Genomic DNA, 20,108 nt, shown 5'->3' with positions numbered 1-20,108 from the left:
TTATTGATGGGAAAGCCAAAAGTAGCAACAGTATGGCTAGAGGGATGTGCAGGATGCCATATGTCCTTTCTGGATCTGGATGAAGGCCTATTGGATATTCTTTCGGCTGTAGATTTAACTGTTACCCCCATTACTGACTTTAAGAATTTTGACTTTCAAGAGGTTACCGTTGGTATTATTGAGGGTGGCATTGGAAACGAAGAACAGGTAGAGATTGCCCGCAAGCTCAGGCAATGTTGCAAGATTCTCATTGCATGGGGAGACTGTGCAGTCTTTGGTGGTATTAACACTTTACGCAACTGGATCCCGAAAGATGAGGTGCTGAGGTATGGCTATATTGAAACTGAAAGCACCGTGGGAGGGGCGGTTCCCACACATGAAGACATCCCCCCCCTTCTGGATAAAGTACTCCCGGTTAATGGGGTAGTGCCAGTCGATGTATATGTACCAGGATGTCCACCTTCTCCCGAGGCAATTGCTTATTCTTTGACAGAGATCCTGCAGGGCAGGATACCCGTTCTTCCAAGCGAACTGATGCATTTTGACTGAGGAGGTACCCTTATGACAACAGTACAAAAGATAACTATAGACCCCATAAGTCGATTAGAAGGGCATGGGAAGGTCTCTATTTTTCTGGACAGTAACGGTGAGGTAACAGATACCCGATTCCATGTGACTCAATTCAGGGGATATGAACGATTCTGCCAGGGGAGACCCTTTGAGGAAATGCCAATAATTACCCAGAGAATCTGTGGTATCTGTCCCGTAAGCCATCAGCTGGCTTCGGCCAAGGCATGTGATGCAATCCTAGGGGTAAATATCCCGGAGACCGCATATCTGCTGCGGAAACTGCTGCATAAGGGACAATATATCCAGTCCCATGCCCTCCACTTCTTTCACCTGGCAAGCCCGGACCTCCTCCTTGGATGGGATGCCGATCCCGCCGTGCGCAACGTAGTGGGAGTAATCGGGAAATTCCCGGATGCGGCAGTCAAGGGAATAAAGCTCCGCAAGTACGGACAGGAGATTATTAAGGCACTTGGCGGCAAGAAGGTACATCCTGCATTCTCCGTTCCAGGCGGGGTAACCAACGCCCTTCCTGAATCTGACCGTGATCGCCTCCTTGCCGGGCTTAATGATGCCTATGAAACCTGCCAACTTGCCATTGATCTTCTGAAGGGGTGGCAGGAGAAGAATCTGGATGAAGTAAAACGGTTTGCTAATTTCGAGTCAAACTATGCGGGGCTTGTGGATAAGGATGGCTGTATTTCCCTCTACGATGGCAGCTGGCGGATTGTAGACAGCAACCGGAAGATGCTTGTCGAGTTTGATCCTGCCAATTATCTGGATTATATCGGCGAGAAGGTTGAACCATGGTCCTACATGAAGTTCCCCTACTACAAGTCTCAGGGTTACCCAAAGGGTTGTTACCGGGTCGGCCCACTTGGCAGGGTGAATGCGGCGACCCAAATTGCTACCCCTAAAGCAAACAAGGAACTTGAGAACTTCAGGAAGCTTACAGAGAAAGGGCTCCTCGGCTGTACACTCCTCTACCACTATGCCCGGCAGATTGAGCTTCTCTACTGCCTTGAGCGGGCTGAGGAGCTTCTAAAGAATCCGGGTATCTGTGGCACTGATATAAGGGTCACTGCTGGTCCCGCCAACAATGAGGGCATCGGAGTTATCGAGGCTCCCCGGGGAGTACTCGTTCACCACTACGGAGTGGAGAAGTACGGCAAAATCACCAAGGCAAATCTGATTGTTGCGACAGGGCATAACAACATTGCCATGAACCGTTCCATTGAGCTTGTAGCCAGGGAATACATCCACAAGGGCAAAATAGAAGAGGGAATGTTAAACCGGGTTGAAGGGGCAATACGCTGCTACGACCCCTGTCTGTCCTGTGCAACCCATGCTGTTGGTAAGATGCCCCTTAAGATTCAGATATACAACTTCAATGGAGAACTTATAGATGAAGTACAAAGGGGCTGAGTCGTGCCCAATGTTGATGAAGTCGTAAAAAGTCAAAAATCAGATGGCACAGTAAAAAGCTCCAGATGCAAGGCGCGCAAATCCGAACGAATGAGGCGTACTTACAGATACGCTGCAACGACTGAGGATGCAGCGGAACGCCGCAGATGGACTTTTTACGAAGCCGTCAATGTGGAAACCAAACTGTCTTCAATATGGATTATAGGTTATGGCAACCCCCAACGCCGGGACGATGGAATAGGTCCATATGCAGTTACAAAATTAAGAGAGATACTCAAACACAGGGAGGAAATCCATTTTTTTGCCCCTCATCAACTTGAGCCTGACCTGGCTTTTGAACTAAAGGATGCAGCTTTAATTATATTTGTTGATGCTGCTATGAACGAATTGAGAGGGGGATGGGAATGGACCAGGGTAGAGCCTGAACTCAGGAGTTTGTCCTACCTGACGCACCATTTTAATCCGGCATTTCTCCTGGGGCTTCTTCAATCTCTGTATAACGAAAATCCAGAAGCATGGATGATTTCTGTTCAGGGAGAGGATTTTGACATCGGAGAAGGGCTTACAAAGGAGGTTGAAGATAGAGTATCTGAGGTAGTTGCTGAGATAAAAGGTTTTTTAATGTCTAACTATATTGCATAGGAATTTCCATTTTAAGTACCTGGTAGGAGCGGCATTTATGAGGCCCGACGTTGCGGGTTCGATAAATCGAACCCCTACAGGTTCCCACCGAAGGTGCGCTATGTTCAAAAACAAACTGACAAAATGAGTTTTTTGTGATACCATGATACCATGGGTGGCTAAACAGGAGGGACAAATGAGCACGGGAAGAGACATACTTATAATTGAGGATGACAGGGATGTAGTTAACTCTCTCCGTATCATCCTGGAAAGCAATGATTTTACAGTGAGATACGCTTACAACGGAAAGGAAGGGTATGCGAAAATCAAGGAAAAGACACCCGATCTCATCATCCTGGACGTTATGATGAGCACAGACACAGAGGGATTTGATCTCGCATACAAACTCAGAGATGAGCCCCAGTATAAGAATATCCCCATCATTTTAGAAACGGGCTTTACTCAAAAGATGGCGGAAGAAGGCCCCGAAAGGTTTCAACATATACTGGGTGAAAGCTGGCCCGTCTCGTACATTTTGGAAAAACCAGTAGATCCTGAAGAATTGCTTTCAACAATCCAGGCCATTATCAAGGAACAAGGAGGTAGATAAACTCCGTTAGAGGGTTCGAAAGGGTATTTTCTTCTACACTCCGTTAGAAATATCGAGAGCTTTGAAAAAGTATCCAAAAAGGAACTGACTTTTATGAAAGTCGGATACGACCTGGTTAAGGAACAGCTTTTCTTCAGACAGGAACTCAAAGAAAGGGTCTTCTGGTTCATCCACCTCAGATGGATAGGGGCAGGGACGGCCATTGCAATAACCTGGGCAGTCTATCTCGGGGGACAGAGTCTGCCCATCCTCCCTTTAAACATTGTCCTTATCTTTATTCTCTTCTACAATGCAATATTCCTTTATATAGGAAAGCGACTGGAGGCGTTCAGGCCTAGGGAGGTCAGACCCTTCACCATATTTGCCCATACCCAGATATCTTTAGACCTTCTATGTTTATATACACTGATTTATTTCACAGGGGGTGTTTACAGCCCCCTTTTGATTTTTGTCATCTTTCATATCATTTTAGCGGGGATACTCCTCTCCCCTCTTAGCTGCTATCTATATGGAGTAATGGTTATTGCAGCACTTGGAGGTCTGGTTGTCCTACAGGATATAGGAATGTTGCCCCCAAAGCCCATCCTGTTCCAGATACACCTATTGCATTACAGCTATGGATCCAGTGGCATCTCGATTCCATACCTCACATTCGCCGCTGCCATCCTGATCTCGGCATTTCTCATCACCTCTGTCAAGGTTTCTCTGAGGACGAAGGCAAGGAGTTTGCTTGAGGTTTCCCACGAACTGGATTCGACTAATGCCAAGTTAACAGCTCTCTATGAGATGGTAAAGGAAATGGGTTCCCACTCTGACCTCAAGGAGCTTATGGACTCAGCAACACGATATGCAACAAGGATTATGGGTGTTAAGGGCTGTTCTATCAAGCTTTTGAATGATGATAAGAGGACACTTCGATTCGCTTCCGTATATGGCTTGAGCAGAGACTATATATCTAAAGAAAGCATAGATATTGAAAAAAGCCCTATCAACCTCAGGATAATTCAGGGGTCTCCCTATGCTATCGGTCATATCGATGAGAAAGATTACTTTCAGTACCCTGAAGATATCCTGAAAGAAGGGATAGCCTCGATGTTATGTTTACCCCTTCGGGCGGAAGAAGATTCCACAGGGATCCTATGTGTCTACAGCGACAAAACGTATCGATTCGATGAAGAAGATACGAAGTTTTTCTCCCTGATGACGGATCTCACGGCGCTGGCTATTGAAAATCTCCAATCGAGTCTCACAAGATCATGGTTTACCAAAAAGGCAGTTCATCAGATTCGTTCCCCCCTTAATGCCATTAGAAGTATGCTGAAGACCGTTACAGGAGGTTATGTGGGAGGGTTAAATGAGAAGCAGAAGGAACTTCTGATACGGACGGACAGAAGGGCAGAACTCCTGGGTAACCTTATAAGCGATATTTTGAGGTTTGATCATGACATTAAGGCAATTAACAGAATAAAATTTCTCGGCTTGAACCCTTCTATGATACTTAAACAGGTAGTTCAGTTATACCAGTCTGAAGCTATTGAGAAAGGAATAGAGTTCAGGACAGAGATTGAAGAAATTGGTAATATTATGATTGGAAACCATGAACTGCTGGACGAAATATTTACTAACCTCGTTTCCAACGCAGTGAAATATACCCCCAGAAATGGATTGGTCAGGATCAACCTCTCGATGAAGGGGGGAAACCAGATCTTATTTGAGATTTCGGATACGGGTATCGGAATATCCCGGGAAGATATACCTCGCCTGTTTACCGAGTTCTTCAGGGCTGATAATGCCAAGGCAATAGAGGAGAATGGGACCGGACTGGGGCTTATCATTGTCAAAGAAGTCGTTGATCGGCTGGGGGGAAGTATAGATGTAGAAAGCAAGGTAGGAGAAGGGACCCGCTTCACCTGTATACTTCCATTATCCCCCCCTTTGTCTCTGCCCCAAGGGGTTCGGAGATAAACTCCCAAGGGTGACAGCATGCATGAACTATCCATTGTCCAGAATATCATGGATATAGTAAACGAGCAGCTTTCAGTAAACAACCTGTCCAGGGTCACTAAAATAGGCATGAGGGTAGGCAAACTGGCGGCTATTGAACCGGCATCCCTGAAATTCTGTTTTGAGATCATGACCAGAGATACCAGAGCAGAAGGAGCCGTACTGGAGATCGATTCAGTCCCCATAAGGTACAGGTGTAGTGACTGTCAACTGGATTTTATCCTCGATGAACTGGATTTTATCTGTCCCGGTTGTACGGGAAACAGACTGGAGATAATCTCTGGAAGGGAATTGCAGGTAGTAGAACTGGAGGCTTGTTAGTTCACCCCGAAATTTTTCAGGACGGACTTATTAGATGAAGATAGGGATTGTAAAGGATATACTAGAAGCCAATGATATGATTGCCGAGGGAAACAGGAGACTGTTCAAGGAAAAAGGGACGCTTGTAATGAATCTGATGAGCTCTCCGGGGGCTGGTAAGACAACACTGCTTGAAAAAAGCATTTCTGCTTTAAAAGACAGGGTCAGGATCGGGGTTATCGAGGGGGATATTCAGACAGAACTGGATGCTGAAAGGATCCATAAGAAGGGGGTCGAGGTTGTTCAGATAAATACAGGTGGTGCATGCCACCTCAATGCCACCATGGTAAATCAAGGTATAGGGAAGCTTGATCTGGCAAATATTGACATCCTCTTTATCGAGAATGTAGGAAATCTGGTCTGCCCTGCAGAATTCAGACTGGGCGAAGATATGAAGGTAATGATACTGAGTATCGCAGAGGGAGAAGACAAACCCCTGAAATACCCCCTTATGTTTCACGAGTCTCAGGTATTAATTATAAATAAGATCGACCTCTTACCTTACTGTGATTGTGATATCATAAGACTGAGAGAGAATTCCCTGAAGGTCAATCCTAACTTGCGTATCTTTGAGGTCTCTTGCAAAACCGAGAGTGGGTTAGACGGCTGGTATGAATGGTTGGTTAAAGAGGTTGAGGGAAGATAGCTGATATTTGAGAAAGTAGAGAGGTACGTTGGCTCCGGAAGCAATCAAGGCAGAAAGATATGGAGATAAAATTCGGCTTTCCATTAAAATAAAGGGGATAGTCCAGGGGGTTGGGTTTCGTCCTTTCGTTTACAACCTGGCAAATAAATACAACCTTACAGGATGGGTGTGCAATTCTTCTGCCGGGGTGGAGATAGAAGTGGAGGGCAGCAGCCGTAATCTCGAAGGATTCGTTAATGAGATTAACTCTAATCCTCCTGTATTGTCCCACATAGAAAATATAGAAATTCAAGGCAATCTTAGCCTCCAGGGATACAACAGGTTTGAGATAAGGGAGAGCCTCAGGGAAGAGGGGCAGTTTGTTCCTGTCTCCCCGGATATCTCTGTCTGCGAGGATTGTCTCGATGAACTGTTCGACCCTGCGGACAGGAGATACCTTTACCCCTTCGTCAACTGTACCAACTGTGGTCCCAGGTTTACTATCATCAAGGATGTCCCCTATGACAGGGATAAGACCACCATGTCGGAATTTATCATGTGTTTACCCTGTAAAAGTGAATACGAAGACCCTTTGAACCGGAGATTCCATGCTCAACCAAATGCCTGTCCAAAATGTGGGCCTGAGATATCCCTTTTCGACTGTAACGGGAAAAGGGTGTATTGTCAGGACATTGTCAATGAGGTAGCCCACCTCATCCTTCATGGTTTTATTGTTGCCATAAAAGGGATTGGGGGATACCATCTTGCCTGTGATGCCACCAACAGGGAAGCGGTGACAAGGCTTCGGGGCAGAAAATATCGTGAGGATAAACCCTTTGCTCTGATGGTAGAAGGGATTGAAGAGATAAAAACCTTTTGTTATCTGGAAAGGGAGGAAGAGTCCCTACTCCTTGATCCTAAGAGGCCAATAGTCCTTTTAAAGAAGAGGGGGGATTCCAATCTTATTTCAGAGGAGGTAGCACCAGGGAACAGATACCTTGGGGTTATGCTTCCCTATTCTCCCCTTCACTACCTGATTTTAAAAGAGGTAAAGAGACCTCTGGTGATGACAAGCGGTAATATATCAGATGAACCCATCGCCTACCACGATTCCGAGGCGATACTGAGATTGGGCAGGATTGCCGACTACTTCCTGCTCCACAATAGAGAAATCTACCAGAGGACAGATGACACTGTAGCTCGTATATTCGACGGCGCCGCAATGATGATACGGAGATCAAGGGGTTATGTTCCCCTCTCGATAACACTGCCCCTTTCTGGAGGTGAGGTTCTGGCATGTGGGGGACAATTAAAGAATACCTTTTGTCTTACCAGAGGAAATCATGCCTTTTTAAGCCATCATATAGGGGATCTGGATAACCTGGAGACCCTCCGTTCCTTTGAGGGAGGGATAGAAGATTTCAAAAGGCTTTTTCACGTGAGACCAAAAGTAACCTGCTATGACTTACATCCCGATTATCTCTCAACAAGATACGCCCTGGCTCAGGGAGGAGAAAAGATAGGGATCCAGCACCACCATGCCCACCTGGCATCCTGTCTTGGGGAAAATGGTGTAACGGATAGGGTTATAGGGGTAATATTTGATGGTTCAGGGTATGGAGAGGATGGCAAGATATGGGGCGGTGAGTTTCTTGTAGGGGATTTTAGCTCCTTTGAGAGGATGGCGCACCTGGAATATGTACCTATGGCCGGCGGGGAGAAGGCGATCAAAGAGCCTTACCGGATGGGATTCGCCTACCTCCTGGAGAGCTTCGTTGATGACGCGTTCAGGGTGATTAATATCCTTAACTTAAGATGGGATATTGAAAGGCTTCATATCTTTAAGCAGATGATAGAAAGAGGAATCAATTCTCCTCTGACCTCAGGTATGGGTAGGCTGTTTGATGCAGTATCTGCCATACTGGGCGTAAAGGAAAAGATAAACTACGAGGGTCAGGCGGCAGTAGAGCTGGAGATGTTAGCATCTCATGGCGAAGAAGGGGAGTACACCTTTGAGCTTCTCGACACTTTGCCCTTAACGATCAGGGCTCAAGGTGTAATAAGGGGCATAATAGATGACCTTATGTCCAGGACAGAGAAAGGTATAGTATCAGCACGGTTTCACAATACCATCTCAACTATCATCATTGAGGTATGCAGACGGATAAGGGAAAAGACAGCCTTAAATATGGTAGCATTGAGCGGCGGTGTTTTTCAGAATGTGAGATTGCTGAATTTATCCGTTGACAGATTAAAGAAAAATGGGTTTCTTGTCCTCACCCACCACGATGTTCCACCCAACGATGGGGGGATATCTCTGGGACAGGCAATGGTAGCCCTCAAAAAACTGGAGAAGTGATGTGTCTAGGTGTCCCTGCCCGAATTGAGGAAGTCCGGGGAGAAATGGGTACAGTATCTATCGGTGAGGCAAAGGTTGAGGTAAGCCTCGCTCTCGTAGACGATGTATCCACAGGGGATTATGTCCTGGTACATGCTGGTTTTGCCATTGCCAGGGTTGACGAAAAGGAAGCAGTCGAAACCCTTTCCATGATAAAGGAGATGATAAGCTAAAGACTGATGACTGGTAGCTGAATGCATACAGGAGATGTTTTTGGATGAAGTATATTGATGAATTCAGGGATCGGAATCTCTGCCTGTGCCTTATAAAAAAAATGGAATCCATCATGGGAGATTCTGAAGTAACCATTATGGAGGTCTGTGGAACCCATACTATGTCCATCTTCCGCTCAGGGATCAGGTCCCTCCTTCCTCAGTCAATAAGGCTGCTTTCAGGTCCGGGGTGCCCGGTGTGTGTTACCCCTGCCGCCTACCTGGACCATGCAATTGCCCTGTCAGAGACAGAAGACTTGATAATTGCTACCTTTGGCGACATGATGCGGGTTCCTGGTTCAATTTCAAGTCTGGAAACGAAAAGGGCAGCAGGCAAAAAAATAGCGGTAGTTTATTCACCCCTTGATGCCTTGAATATAGCCAGGAATAACCCTGATAAAAAGGTGGTATTTCTGGCTGTTGGTTTTGAGACTACATCCCCCTCTGTAGCAGTGACAGCTATAGAGGCTAAGAAAATGGGGATTTCGAATCTATACTTTCTGTCTGCCCATAAACGGATCCCACCGGCACTGAGATTACTGGCAGAAGACAGTGAATTAAAGGTAGATGGCTTTATCCTGCCAGGTCACGTGAGCACCATTATCGGTGTGAATACATATCTTTTCCTTGCTGAGGGATATGGCATACCTTCGGTCATCTGCGGATTTGAACCCCTTGACATCCTTCAGGGTATCTGTATGATTCTGTACCAGCTTAAGGAAAGAAGGGCTGCTGTAGAGATTCAGTACAGAAGGGTAGTAAAGAATGATGGAAACCCGGGAGCAATGGCTCTGTTAAATAAGGTGTTTATCGAAAAAGACAGTGAATGGAGGGGGCTCGGAACAATAGCCAATAGTGGCTATGCTATGGGGGAGGAGTATAAAGAACTCGACGCCGGAGAGGTATTTCGTTTGAAAGAAAGACCTTCGGTTGAAAACGAAGGTTGCATCTGCGGGGAGATACTGAAGGGGAGAAAGGTTCCGAATCAGTGTCCCCATTTTGGCGGAAATTGTACCCCCTATTCTCCTTTGGGCCCCTGCATGGTAAGCAGCGAGGGAAGTTGTGCCGCCTATTACAAATATGGATAAAAAGATACTCCTGGCTCATGGCAGTGGGGGAAGTCTATCTCACAGCCTTATTGATAAGGTTTTCCTTAAGAACTTCGATAACCCTTTCCTTTCAGAAAAGGATGATGGGGCAATAGTTGAGATAGGGGGAACAAGGCTTGCCTTCACTACGGATTCCTATGTGGTGAAACCTATATTCTTTCCAGGAGGAGATATTGGTAAACTCTCGGTCTTTGGGACAGTGAATGACCTGGCAGTCATGGGGGCAGAACCGCTGTATATCTCCTGCGGTTTTATAATAGAGGAGGGATTGGATCAAAGGGTACTCGAAGAGATAGCCCTCTCTATGACTCAGGCAGCACAGATTGCCGGGGTGCTTTTAGTTACCGGAGACACCAAGGTAGTTGAAAAAGGAGGAGCAGACAGGATTTACATAAATACCTCCGGTGTCGGGATAGTAAAAAAAGACCTCTCCGTGAAAGGAATTGAAACTGGAGACAGAATCATACTTTCGGGAAGTGTTGGGGAACACGAAGTTTCGGTGCTTTTAGCCAGGGAGGAGTTTCCTTTTCGCTCCCGGGTTACAAGTGATCTTGCCCCTTTAAACCAGCTTGCATCTGATATCCTTGAGGTAGATGGGGTGAAGTTTATGAGAGACCCTACCAGGGGTGGACTGGCAACTACCCTGAATGAAATCGCCGAAGGTATAGGTCTGGGTATTGTGGTTTATGAGGATAAGATAGGGGTATCTGACGGAGTGGCAGCGGTGTGTGAACTCATTGGACTTGACCCTTTGTACCTGGCAAATGAAGGGAAGATGGTGGTAGTAGCGAAACGGGATTGCACCGGTGAGGTGCTTAAGATAATGAAAGGTAATCCCCTGGGAAAGGAAAGCGAAATTATTGGTGAGGTGGCGGCTGAGTTAAACGGCAGGGTCTGCCTTAGGACAAAGATTGGTGGTACAAGAATCCTGGATATGCTGGCAGGTGAACAGCTGCCGAGGATATGTTAGCACCCCATGAGCTTTTCAAGGTCATAATCACCCCGAAGGAAGGCATCCTTCAGCAGCTGGACAGAATCCTCATTAGTCATGGCAACATCCATCTGCCTGAAGAACTGAAAGAGACTTCCTATCATCTCCAGGTGGCTGACGGTCTCCTCCCTGGTTGCCTTCCCCAGACGAGCATTGACCAGATCGTGACTTACCTCGACAGATAAATCATACTCTCTGAGAATTCCGGCGATGGCTCTTGCCCTTCGACTACGGCGGGTGTAGTCCGCCGCTCCGCCTCTGAAGGTCAGGCTGATGTAGTTTTTATTCGGCGTGTTGCCGCAATAGGTATCTACCACGCTGAAATGATACCCGACCCTTGCCGTGTAGTTAAGATAATTATCAGAAATGATGGCATAGCAGGGATCTCGGAAGGTTGATTCCGTCTCCGGGCTGTTCACAGCATGGCGCATCATTATTGAGAATAACCCCCGAAAGTCCATGGGTCTCGGTCCAAAGCGGGGTATCTTTTCGTGCAGCATCCCTCTGAGAAGTGCAGCAAGGGGTACAGAGGCAATCTGGGAAGGTTTCACCCTTCGTCCCCTGGGCATTCCTTCAATACCCCCGCCAAGATCTATAAGGTAGAGATCAATAGGGAGAAAAACATCCAGGTAGTAGCTGGATGCCCGGAGATCCCCGACCCTCTTGCCCATCATGAACATCTCCTTGTAGGACTTTTCGTGGATATAACGGGCAAGATCGTGGAGGGTCCGGCATTTATCTGCTGTAAATTCAGGAGAACGCGGATCTGTAAGGTAAAGAGGCGCAACAAGCTCGATAACTCTCTCGAGGAGTTGAAACCTTGGTGAGGGGGACTTTTGTACCCCTGAATAAAAACCCCATTCCTCAGCCTCTTTCTCTTCCCTTATGGGAAGCTTACCCTCATATACAAAGCCGTTGTTTGCATCTACGGTAATCATCGTGCCCGGAGGAATTTCACGCGTTGCTACCCTGGTATTCAGAAGGGTTGGTACCCGAAATTCCCTTGCCAGGGAAGCCATATGGCCGGTGGTACTCCCGAAGTCAGTAACAATAGCCCGTGCCTTCGACATAACCCTTATGAACTTGGGCGAGGACCTTCTGGCAACCAGAACCCCGCCACCGGGGAAGGTATCCATGCCTTCATCCTCAGTTATGTGGACAGCCGGACCGCTACCCACGCCGGGACATGCCACTTCTCCTCCTCTCACCAGTACCGGGAAACCGTCTACAGGCATATCGGTGTGAACGATATGCTTGAAAAGACGTAAAGGCCTGGACTGGAGAAGAATGATCTGCCGGTTTTTATCCATCGCCCACTCAATATCCTGTGGGGCACCGAAGTGAGTCTCCAGCTTAAGAGCCCACTGTGCCAGTTGCTGCGCTTCACTATCGGTAAGGCAATCCTGTCCAACCTCCTCCAGTCTGAGTGTTTCCTCTTTCAGCCCGGCATCCGGGGAAGGGATGAAACGGCTTTTCTGCTGGGAAGGAATCCGGGTAATCACGTATCCCCTATCTTCCCTTGGAACAAAGATACTCTCCGGCGAGGTTCTCCCCTCCACCAGAGGTAGCCCCAGCCCGCGTATAGCCTGGATCAGTACATACCCTGAATCAGGCTGGTTGGGATCCTTTGAAAAGGCAACTCCGCTTACCAGGGCATCCACTATAGCGATACACCCCACAGCCATCTCTGCGGAATCAGCTAATATCCCGTGGAGGAGCTGATAGTGGATCGCTTCAGGAGAGTAAAGGCTGGCCACTACTTTAAGATAGGCGCTGAGCAGCCCCTCTCGACCTACGTTGAGGAGTGATAAAAACTGACCGGCAAACGAAAAATCACTGTCCTCTCCCAGGGCACTGGAACGCACTGCCAACGAGGGACTCGACCCAATCCTCCGGGCAAGCCGTCCATAAAGGTCGAACATAGCTTCCCTGAGAGCGATGGGAACCTCTACCTTTTCTATCATTTCTCTGATGTCCCGGCTAATCCCTGCTACATTCCCTGATGAGAGGAGTTCCATGTGCCTGTCCTGCACCCATGAACGTATACCGCCTTCTTCAATAACCAGCCGAAAGCCCTCGGTAGTAACAACAAAGCCGTCCGGTGTAGGCAATTGCAGGACATTCCTTATCTCACCAAGATTTGCCATCTTACCACCCGTCAGATCGGCGTGATTTCTGAATATTGCAGACATTTCGAGCACGAGTTCGGCAGGAACCGTCTGGCTTGAGTCCTCAACTAAAGTCGTCAGGGCAGCCGTGTTCTGTCCCAGAACCTTTCTCAAATCGGGATAGCGGGCATCAGAGATGACATTCAGGCTCTCCACCATGGCATGGACATCCGCAATGGCACGCATTACCTTCCGTTTTATGAAAGAACGCTCAATATATTCCCTTTTCAAGAATTTGTGTTCCAGATCAGCCATAGTTTCGAGGAAACTGTTGTTTGCGGAGAGAAGCTTACGGAATTCGGCGTGATAGAGCTTAAGTCTTGCCACCTGGGCGGCATGGTCAATGCTTTCTTCCCTGCAAATACCAACTATTTCGAGGAAAAAAAGAATGCTGCGCCACAGCATGGCAGCTATCCGGCACAGCCATTCAACCGCCCTTCCTGAACTGTTGGGTGGTTTTATACCTTCCATTTAAGATCGCCTTCGCCGCAAAAAGATTTCAAGAATTCGAGGGGTCGAGGGGCGGGGTAACCCCGCCCCTCTTATGCCTCCTGATTTATAGGTTCTTTGCCACTGCTGCCTTTATCATTTCCACCAGTTTCAGAATCGGGTATGGCTTTAAAAGATAGGCAAAGGCTTCGCCCTTTAAGGTATTTTCCTCTTCAGTTAAAGAGGAGTGACCGGTCAGGAGGATAACCCGGGTGGGCAGTGAGAGGCGTTTGATTTCTGACAGGACATGGAGACCGTTCATCCCTGGCATCTTGACGTCGAGCACCACCACATCGAAGTATCCCTGAACAACCCGAGCCAGGGCAGACAAACCATCTGCTGCCACTTCTACATCGAAGCCCCGACGGCTCAGGACCCTGCGCAGACTGGCCGTGAAATCAACCTCGTCGTCAACAAGCAAGACTTTAATCCCTTCCATAGAGCCTCGTTTTCTTCCATAGTAATCTGACTAATTCCCGGCAGCTTTTCTTGCGGAGGGCATATATCATGATCGGATCCGAAGCCGGATTAATGGTCTTAACCTCTACCCACCGCGTGGGCAACAACATGCCATGCAACATACCCAAAACACCCAGTCCCATCATAAAGGGACCGGTTACAGAAAGATAGGGATAGAGAAAGATAACAAAAACCACCATTGCCCCTCCCACGCCTATCTCCCCTATCCTCACCTGACGTCGAACATGTAAAGACTCGATACGGTCAAAGGAGACTTCTTCAATTAAAAGATTATCCTCCTCATCGGTGCCAGGTGGTCGGCCAGACAGCAGCACGTCTTTGACGTAGAAAAGACGGCGATCCGTCGCGAACATACTGATAGCCTCCTGGTCAGGTTCTCTGAGTACCGACTGGGTCAGCCGAAAATGGGAACGAACAACATGATGCTCCCTCAAGATGGTCTCCCCCTTCTCCATCCTCATCCTGATGAGTGCACGGTAAAGGTCCAGCGTGCGCCCGGTTAGCTCGTGCTGAAATGCCTTCTCGGTGAGATCACCCCTGACACGTTTGGGATAAAGTTCTCTGATCCTGGCCCTAAGGGCATATACCTCTTCAGTCATCGTAAGGATATTCACCTGGTGAGGTTCTCGAAGCATGGAGACCCGGCATCATGGATGTAACAATAGCCACAAAGAGAACAAAGACCACAACAAAGGCATCCCACGGATCCCATTCCTTGATCGTGGAGTTATAGAGCAACCAAAGGAAGAACCCATACAGAACTATGTTTGCAATAATATGAAAGAATTTCATTGGTTCACCTCCTCGTTATAATAACGCATCACGCAGCCACGCTACGTAGATCACCGCAGCAACACTGAGGCTGATTGTCAGCAGCAGGATCCAATATCCTACCATACTATCAATAAACCATCTCATTATAACGCCCTCCTTTTCTAAGTTCAAGTGCTATTTTGCCACTACCAGCGGGGGTATCCATGCGGGGACAGGTTTCCCCTTCTGGTAACGGAGCGAAAATAGCACCAGAGAAACGATGAAACTACAGAGAAACAGCATCTCCCCCAGGGTAAATACCACAGCAAAGAAAGAGAGTACCTCGTATTTTGAACCGGTCAACATATAGAAGAGTCTCAAAAATGCCCCCACTGTAGCCAGGACGAGGGAGTAACTGAGGATGTAACGTATAGCAGGCCCGCGCACGTATGACGTGGCAATACTGCCGAACTGCGCTCCAAACATGGCACCCACGATCATGAAGAGGACGGCAATCATGTCTACATTTCCCATCATCGAATGTCTCAAGGCACCATAACCACCTGAAACTGCAATTTCCAGTAGGTCCGTCCCCACAGCAATGTGTGTCGAGGCACCAACCACATAAACCAGTGCAGGCACTCTGATAAAGCCGCCCCCTACACCGAAGAATCCTGCCATTATCCCTGTTACAATGCCCACAACAACGATGACCCACATGGAAACCACAATACGGGCAGTCCTGCAGCGCACAATAGGAAATAACGGAATGCTCTGGAATATCCTGGGCCCTCTGCTCACACTTAGCTCACGGCCAACCTTTTTACCACTCTTTTCGAGCTCGCTGATCTTCTTGGTTGATCTGTGGGTCTCTACCTGCGTATAAACAAAGAGACCAATCATGATGAGCACTGAAGCGGTGAGGAGAATAATACCGGAAAGCCCGAGCTTTTTAGTGTAGGTAAGAAGCCTGACCCCCTGTTCTACCCCTAACATAGTTCCACCCACCATCGCCAGACCCAGGACCCAGTCTATATTTCCGAGCTGCCTGTGGCGCACCGTAGCCACGATAGACTTGCCCGCGATATGGGTCATATCAATTCCAGAAGCCATGTAGCCCGGGAAACCGAACACGATAAGGGCTGGAGTGACCATGTAGCCGCCCCCTACCCCGATAAAACCGCCGACCATACCTACCGTCAGGCCAGTCAAGACCAGGAGGAATATCGGCGCCTGTATACCTGCAATTAAAAAATCAAACATTGTTCTGCCTCCTCTAATCAATGAATGCCTTCAAAATGTTCTATCTTTTCCACCTTGAATCCTAAAATATCGGTGAAACCCTCTGCCAACAACCCTAGACTCAATCCTAAAGCCAAAATTATAGATACATTCCACACCCCGGACCATGGATTTGTTTTGATATCCTTATGCTTGAAGGTGTCCTTGTATTTAAAACCTTTTGCCTCTTTTACCTCCTTGGGCACCATCACCTTCAGATACCTGTCTTCTATCTTAGCCCGCTTACCCTTTTTTATAACCTCATTATTGATGATTCCATCGGCGTTTGCTGGCAAACGGTCCCCTTTCTTGACCGGCACTGCCTGAAGGCCGTGGATAGTCTCAAAGGAACCAATCTCTAACATTGCCGGTTTCTCCTTCGAAGCGTCTTTGAAAGCTTTCGTATTAACAGCGTACCCCTCCGCGCCCGCCTTATAATAATACCACGAAACCATCTGCCCTGAATAATAGGAGTGGAATGCGTAATAAAATAACGCTACCGCCACTATCGTCCAGAACAGAAACTTAACTGCTCCCCTTCCTTTCGATACCTCTGCCATGTAATGACCTCCTTTATCTAGATTTTGCAACCCTGTTTTAAATGCCCCTGACTTGTTTTGATCTCTTTACCCCGTGGACCGCATTTTTACCTGGCACTATTATTAGCAAAGTACGTGCCATTTTATAAACAAGCATTCAGCCATCAGCTTTCAGCAAAAACAAAAAGCACTAGTAGAGCGTTTTGTAATTGAGATGTCATATCAACCACTTCGCTACACTCAGGGCAAGCTCCGGGAGATATCTTCTAATCATGCATCCCGATAGGTCGGAACTGAGATTTCTCGCTTTGCTCGAAATGACAGTGTTGCATATTTATGAAAGAATGTACCAGAGGTTACTGATCGCTTACGGATGAAAGCTTGCTCTATGGGTGTGAAAATGTACGATTTACCGGCAGGGGAAGACTTCCCCTCCCTGAGGTATGTCAGGATTTTTTACAACCTGTAAAGTTTTCTGTCATTGGTGGAGACTCGGGATATCAAATCTCCTCTGTTTTCACCGATCTTTCCACCTTAATATGGTATTTTTCAATTCTGGCCAGGAGGGTAGGCCTGGAAAGACCGAGGAGCTTCGCAGCACGGCTTTTGTTGCCACCTGCGATATCGAGTGCCTCGCGGATGATTACACTGGTGAAACGCTCACGCAAAGAATCAAATACATACTCATTATTTCCTGACAGGAGTGCCCTGCGGACCCATTGCTGGATCGTCTCCTCAGGACAAAGCTCCTCCAATTTTCCAATCATTGCATCCTTTTTCTCAATGGCCTGGGAGATATCCTCCGGCCGAATGGGGTAACCCCGGCTGAAAATCAGGGCTTTTTGTATGGCATTGGACAATTCACGGACATTGCCGGGCCAGCTATAACGGTTGAGCATCTCCTTTGTCTCCAGGGTCATACCTGGATTATCCATGTTCATATCTCTGGCAAACCTGGCGAGAAAATGATCGGCAAGCCGCGGAATATCCTGTAGACGCTCCCGTAAAGGGGGGAGCCAGATAGTAACTACCTTTAGCCGGTAATAGAGATCCTCCCGGAAACACCCATCTGCAATTGCTGTTTCAAGGTCCCGGTTGGTCGCAGCGATAATACGGACATCTACCGGGATGGGATCACGTCCACCGAGGCGCTCGATACTCTTTTCCTCAAGCAGGCGAAGTATCTTGGACTGGATACTAAATGGCATATCTCCTATTTCATCAAGTAATATTGTTCCCTTATGTGCCTGTTCGATCCTCCCTATGCGGCGACTCACAGCACCGGTGAATGCCCCTTTTTCGTACCCGAATAGTTCACTTTCCAGCAGTGTTTCAGGGATAGCCACGCAGTTGATCACCATAAAAGGTTTGTCTGCTTTGAGGCTGTGCTGATAAAGGGCGCGCGCCACCAGCTCCTTTCCCGTCCCGGATTCACCCCGGATGAGCACCGTGGCATCAGTGGGAGCTACCCGACCGATAGTCTTGTAAAGCTCCTGCATAGCTCTGCACTGTCCAATAATGATCTCAGAAGATTCCGTTTTGGAAACAACGTCCATCTCTACCCTGGAGCGGACAAGGCGACCTGCCTCCAATGCCTGATTAATAAGTTTCAGGATGTCGGGGATATCGAAAGGCTTGAGGACATAATCAAATGCCCCCAATTTGGTTGCCTCGATAGCCGTTTCGGTAGTGCCGAAGGCTGTCATAACGATTACCGGGAGCTTCGGATCTATCTCCCGGATAGCCTGAAATGTCTCCAGACCACTCATTCCCGGTAGACGCACGTCCAGAATAACCAGATCAGACATAGCCGATTTTATTACAGAGAGACCTGCTTCACCGCTGGAGGCAGTTAATACTGTATGTCCCTCCTCTGTTAAAAGCTTTTCAAAGCTCTGTCTCAATTGATGATCATCGTCAACAATCAGGATAGTTCCCATCGTCCTTTTCCTTACAGGGAAGAGTAATGATAAAATGTGCCCCTTCTCCTTCCTGTGATCTGAGATCCAACCGACCGTCGTGTTCTTCCACAATTCGCAGGGCAATGCTTAAACCCAGGCCTGTTCCCTCCTCTTTGGTACTGAAAAAGGGTAGAAAGACCTTATCCTGTAGATCTTCCGGGATACCCGGGCCATTGTCTATCACCCTTATGATAACCTCTCTTCCTGAATCCCCTTCACCCTCTTCTTCCTTTATCCTAATGATGCCGCCATTTGTCATAATTTCGCAGGCATTGACCAGTATATTTATCAGGGCTTCTTTCAACTGATATGGATCTGCCAGAATCAAGGGGAGCCTCTTTTCACGACAGAGTTCTACCTCAATGCCAGAGGATTCAAAGCGATGCCAGAGTAGCTGACATGCCAGATCCACTACATCCGAGGGGCTGATCTTTTCCATCCTTGGCTTGAGCGGACGGGAGAAGGCAAGAAAGTTTTGCAGAATGGTATCAATATGGTGGATCTCCTCGGAAATCACCTCAAGATCCTCCTTCTGGCCAGCAGAGAGGGAAAGGGCACGCCCCAGGGAAAATAATCGAATTTTCAACGAAGTCAAAGGATTCCTGATACTGTGGGCTACACCTGCTGCCAATTTTCCTACCATTGCCAATTTTTCTGATTGTACAAGATTAGCCTGACTCCTTGCCAGTTTGCTCTGCGTCTGATCTACATCCTTGATCAGACCATACACCTGGTGGCTGAGAGTCTTAACCTCGTCTGAAGAAGGAACCCTGTCGCCGTCATCAGGAAGTGTTTCTCTGGTCAGTTGACGAATAGGTTCCAAGACCTGTTTAAAAAGGATATAAGCGAGTAATACCCCCGTCATGCCAGCAACCTGTATAAATACCATTATCATAGCATTGTTAAATCGAGTCCGTGAAAGGACCTCGTTTCGTACCATGGCAATACTCTTTTCATGGATACCCTTATATTGCTCACAAAGATTATAAATGTCCATGAACTGCCGGCGAATCTCCATGTGAAGCCTGGAACCGGCTTCCTTTTCTCCCTTCTGATAAAACCTGATAACCTGCCTGCGTGAATCGTTATAATGGCTATATTCCGACCAGATCCTGTCCAGGATATTCCTTCCCATCTCTGTTTGTACCGATTCCCGGGCTTCCCTGAGGGTTTTATTGAAGACTTGGTGATTCTGCTCCAGTTGTCTTAACCAGTCAGGGTTGCCATCCATGAAATAATAGCTTGTGAACCCCTTCTGTCTTGCCAGTGCAGTTTCCAGGTTGACTGCCACCCGGAAAGAGGTTACATCCTTATCAACCACTCTGGTAAAAAGCGATTCTATAACCTCTGCGTACCAGATTGTTACCACACTACAACCTATAACAGTTAAAATCAGAACAGACAGGATAAGTATTATGCGTGCCCGCAGGCTAATAATCTTTCGCATACACAGCTTCCCCACGGTTGACGGACTCGTAAAAAGTCAAAATTGGAATGGCAAAGTAATCCGCCAGA

19 protein-coding genes are annotated in these 20,108 nt (G+C 47.6%); 11 read left to right on the top strand and 8 right to left on the bottom strand.

Annotated elements, in window-relative coordinates; all coding sequences use genetic code 11:
* The first annotated feature begins 6 nt into the window (after window positions 1-6).
* The 11 genes from AB1401_08865 (at window position 7) to hypE (ending at window position 10,901) form a co-directional block, all read left to right on the top strand.
* Complete coding sequence (locus tag AB1401_08865) at window positions 7-549, top strand: NADP oxidoreductase (protein MEW6615560.1); 543 nt, start codon at window positions 7-9, stop codon at window positions 547-549.
* Between the two features lie 12 nt (window positions 550-561).
* Entirely contained in the window at window positions 562-1,992 is a 1,431-nt protein-coding gene (locus tag AB1401_08860) for a Ni/Fe hydrogenase subunit alpha (protein ID MEW6615559.1), read from the top strand.
* A 3-nt stretch (window positions 1,993-1,995) separates the two neighbouring features.
* Complete coding sequence (locus AB1401_08855) at window positions 1,996-2,634, top strand: hydrogenase maturation protease (GenBank protein ID MEW6615558.1); 639 nt, start codon at window positions 1,996-1,998, stop codon at window positions 2,632-2,634.
* Between the two features lie 175 nt (window positions 2,635-2,809).
* Window positions 2,810-3,223, top strand: coding sequence for a response regulator (locus AB1401_08850; protein MEW6615557.1), 414 nt, complete (start codon window positions 2,810-2,812; stop codon window positions 3,221-3,223).
* Window positions 3,224-3,316: 93 nt separating this feature from the next.
* Window positions 3,317-5,188, top strand: coding sequence for a GAF domain-containing sensor histidine kinase (locus AB1401_08845; GenBank protein ID MEW6615556.1), 1,872 nt, complete (start codon window positions 3,317-3,319; stop codon window positions 5,186-5,188).
* 18 nt (window positions 5,189-5,206) lie between these two features.
* On the top strand, window positions 5,207-5,548 hold the full coding sequence (gene hypA, locus AB1401_08840; protein ID MEW6615555.1) for a hydrogenase maturation nickel metallochaperone HypA: 342 nt from the start codon (window positions 5,207-5,209) through the stop codon (window positions 5,546-5,548).
* A 34-nt stretch (window positions 5,549-5,582) separates the two neighbouring features.
* Window positions 5,583-6,233: a hydrogenase nickel incorporation protein HypB gene (gene hypB, locus AB1401_08835; GenBank protein MEW6615554.1), complete on the top strand. Its 651-nt coding sequence runs from the start codon at window positions 5,583-5,585 to the stop codon at window positions 6,231-6,233.
* Window positions 6,234-6,261: 28 nt separating this feature from the next.
* Window positions 6,262-8,571 (top strand): carbamoyltransferase HypF, encoded by a 2,310-nt coding sequence (hypF, locus tag AB1401_08830; GenBank protein MEW6615553.1) that lies wholly within the window; start codon window positions 6,262-6,264, stop codon window positions 8,569-8,571.
* The gene (locus tag AB1401_08825) at window positions 8,571-8,783 is read left to right on the top strand and encodes a HypC/HybG/HupF family hydrogenase formation chaperone (GenBank protein ID MEW6615552.1); all 213 of its coding nucleotides are present in this window, start codon (window positions 8,571-8,573) and stop codon (window positions 8,781-8,783) included. Before hypF ends, AB1401_08825 begins: the two co-directional genes overlap by 1 nt.
* A 44-nt stretch (window positions 8,784-8,827) precedes the next feature.
* Window positions 8,828-9,910 (top strand): hydrogenase formation protein HypD, encoded by a 1,083-nt coding sequence (hypD, locus tag AB1401_08820; GenBank protein ID MEW6615551.1) that lies wholly within the window; start codon window positions 8,828-8,830, stop codon window positions 9,908-9,910.
* On the top strand, window positions 9,903-10,901 hold the full coding sequence (gene hypE / locus AB1401_08815) for a hydrogenase expression/formation protein HypE (protein ID MEW6615550.1): 999 nt from the start codon (window positions 9,903-9,905) through the stop codon (window positions 10,899-10,901). Before hypD ends, hypE begins: the two co-directional genes overlap by 8 nt.
* On the opposite strand, the gene AB1401_08810 is transcribed toward hypE, so the two are convergent.
* From AB1401_08810 to AB1401_08775, 8 genes are all read right to left on the bottom strand, one after another.
* Window positions 10,898-13,561, bottom strand: a complete 2,664-nt coding sequence (locus tag AB1401_08810; protein MEW6615549.1) for a PEP/pyruvate-binding domain-containing protein — start codon at window positions 13,559-13,561, stop codon at window positions 10,898-10,900. The two genes, hypE and AB1401_08810, sit on opposite strands and share 4 nt — an antisense overlap.
* Window positions 13,562-13,646: 85 nt before the next feature.
* Complete coding sequence (locus tag AB1401_08805) at window positions 13,647-14,018, bottom strand: response regulator (GenBank protein MEW6615548.1); 372 nt, start codon at window positions 14,016-14,018, stop codon at window positions 13,647-13,649.
* Complete coding sequence (locus AB1401_08800; protein MEW6615547.1) at window positions 14,005-14,658, bottom strand: hypothetical protein; 654 nt, start codon at window positions 14,656-14,658, stop codon at window positions 14,005-14,007. The genes AB1401_08805 and AB1401_08800 overlap by 14 nt, the downstream gene beginning before the upstream one ends.
* Window positions 14,651-14,851, bottom strand: a complete 201-nt coding sequence (locus AB1401_08795; protein MEW6615546.1) for a hypothetical protein — start codon at window positions 14,849-14,851, stop codon at window positions 14,651-14,653. The genes AB1401_08800 and AB1401_08795 overlap by 8 nt, the downstream gene beginning before the upstream one ends.
* Window positions 14,852-15,007: 156 nt before the next feature.
* Window positions 15,008-16,096, bottom strand: coding sequence for a sulfite exporter TauE/SafE family protein (locus AB1401_08790; protein MEW6615545.1), 1,089 nt, complete (start codon window positions 16,094-16,096; stop codon window positions 15,008-15,010).
* A complete protein-coding gene (locus tag AB1401_08785; GenBank protein ID MEW6615544.1) occupies window positions 16,093-16,653 on the bottom strand; it encodes a hypothetical protein in 561 nt (186 codons plus the stop codon). Before AB1401_08785 ends, AB1401_08790 begins: the two co-directional genes overlap by 4 nt.
* A 479-nt stretch (window positions 16,654-17,132) precedes the next feature.
* A complete protein-coding gene (locus tag AB1401_08780) occupies window positions 17,133-18,572 on the bottom strand; it encodes a sigma-54 dependent transcriptional regulator (protein MEW6615543.1) in 1,440 nt (479 codons plus the stop codon).
* On the bottom strand, window positions 18,550-20,040 hold the full coding sequence (locus AB1401_08775) for an ATP-binding protein (GenBank protein ID MEW6615542.1): 1,491 nt from the start codon (window positions 20,038-20,040) through the stop codon (window positions 18,550-18,552). The genes AB1401_08780 and AB1401_08775 overlap by 23 nt, the downstream gene beginning before the upstream one ends.
* Window positions 20,041-20,108: the final 68 nt, after the last annotated feature.

This window comes from Thermodesulfobacteriota bacterium (assembly GCA_040757775.1).
Taxonomy (GTDB): domain Bacteria; phylum Desulfobacterota; class UBA8473; order UBA8473; family UBA8473; genus UBA8473.
The sequence above is the reverse complement of the archived record's forward strand: the minus strand, read 5'-3'. Positions and strand labels throughout refer to the sequence as shown.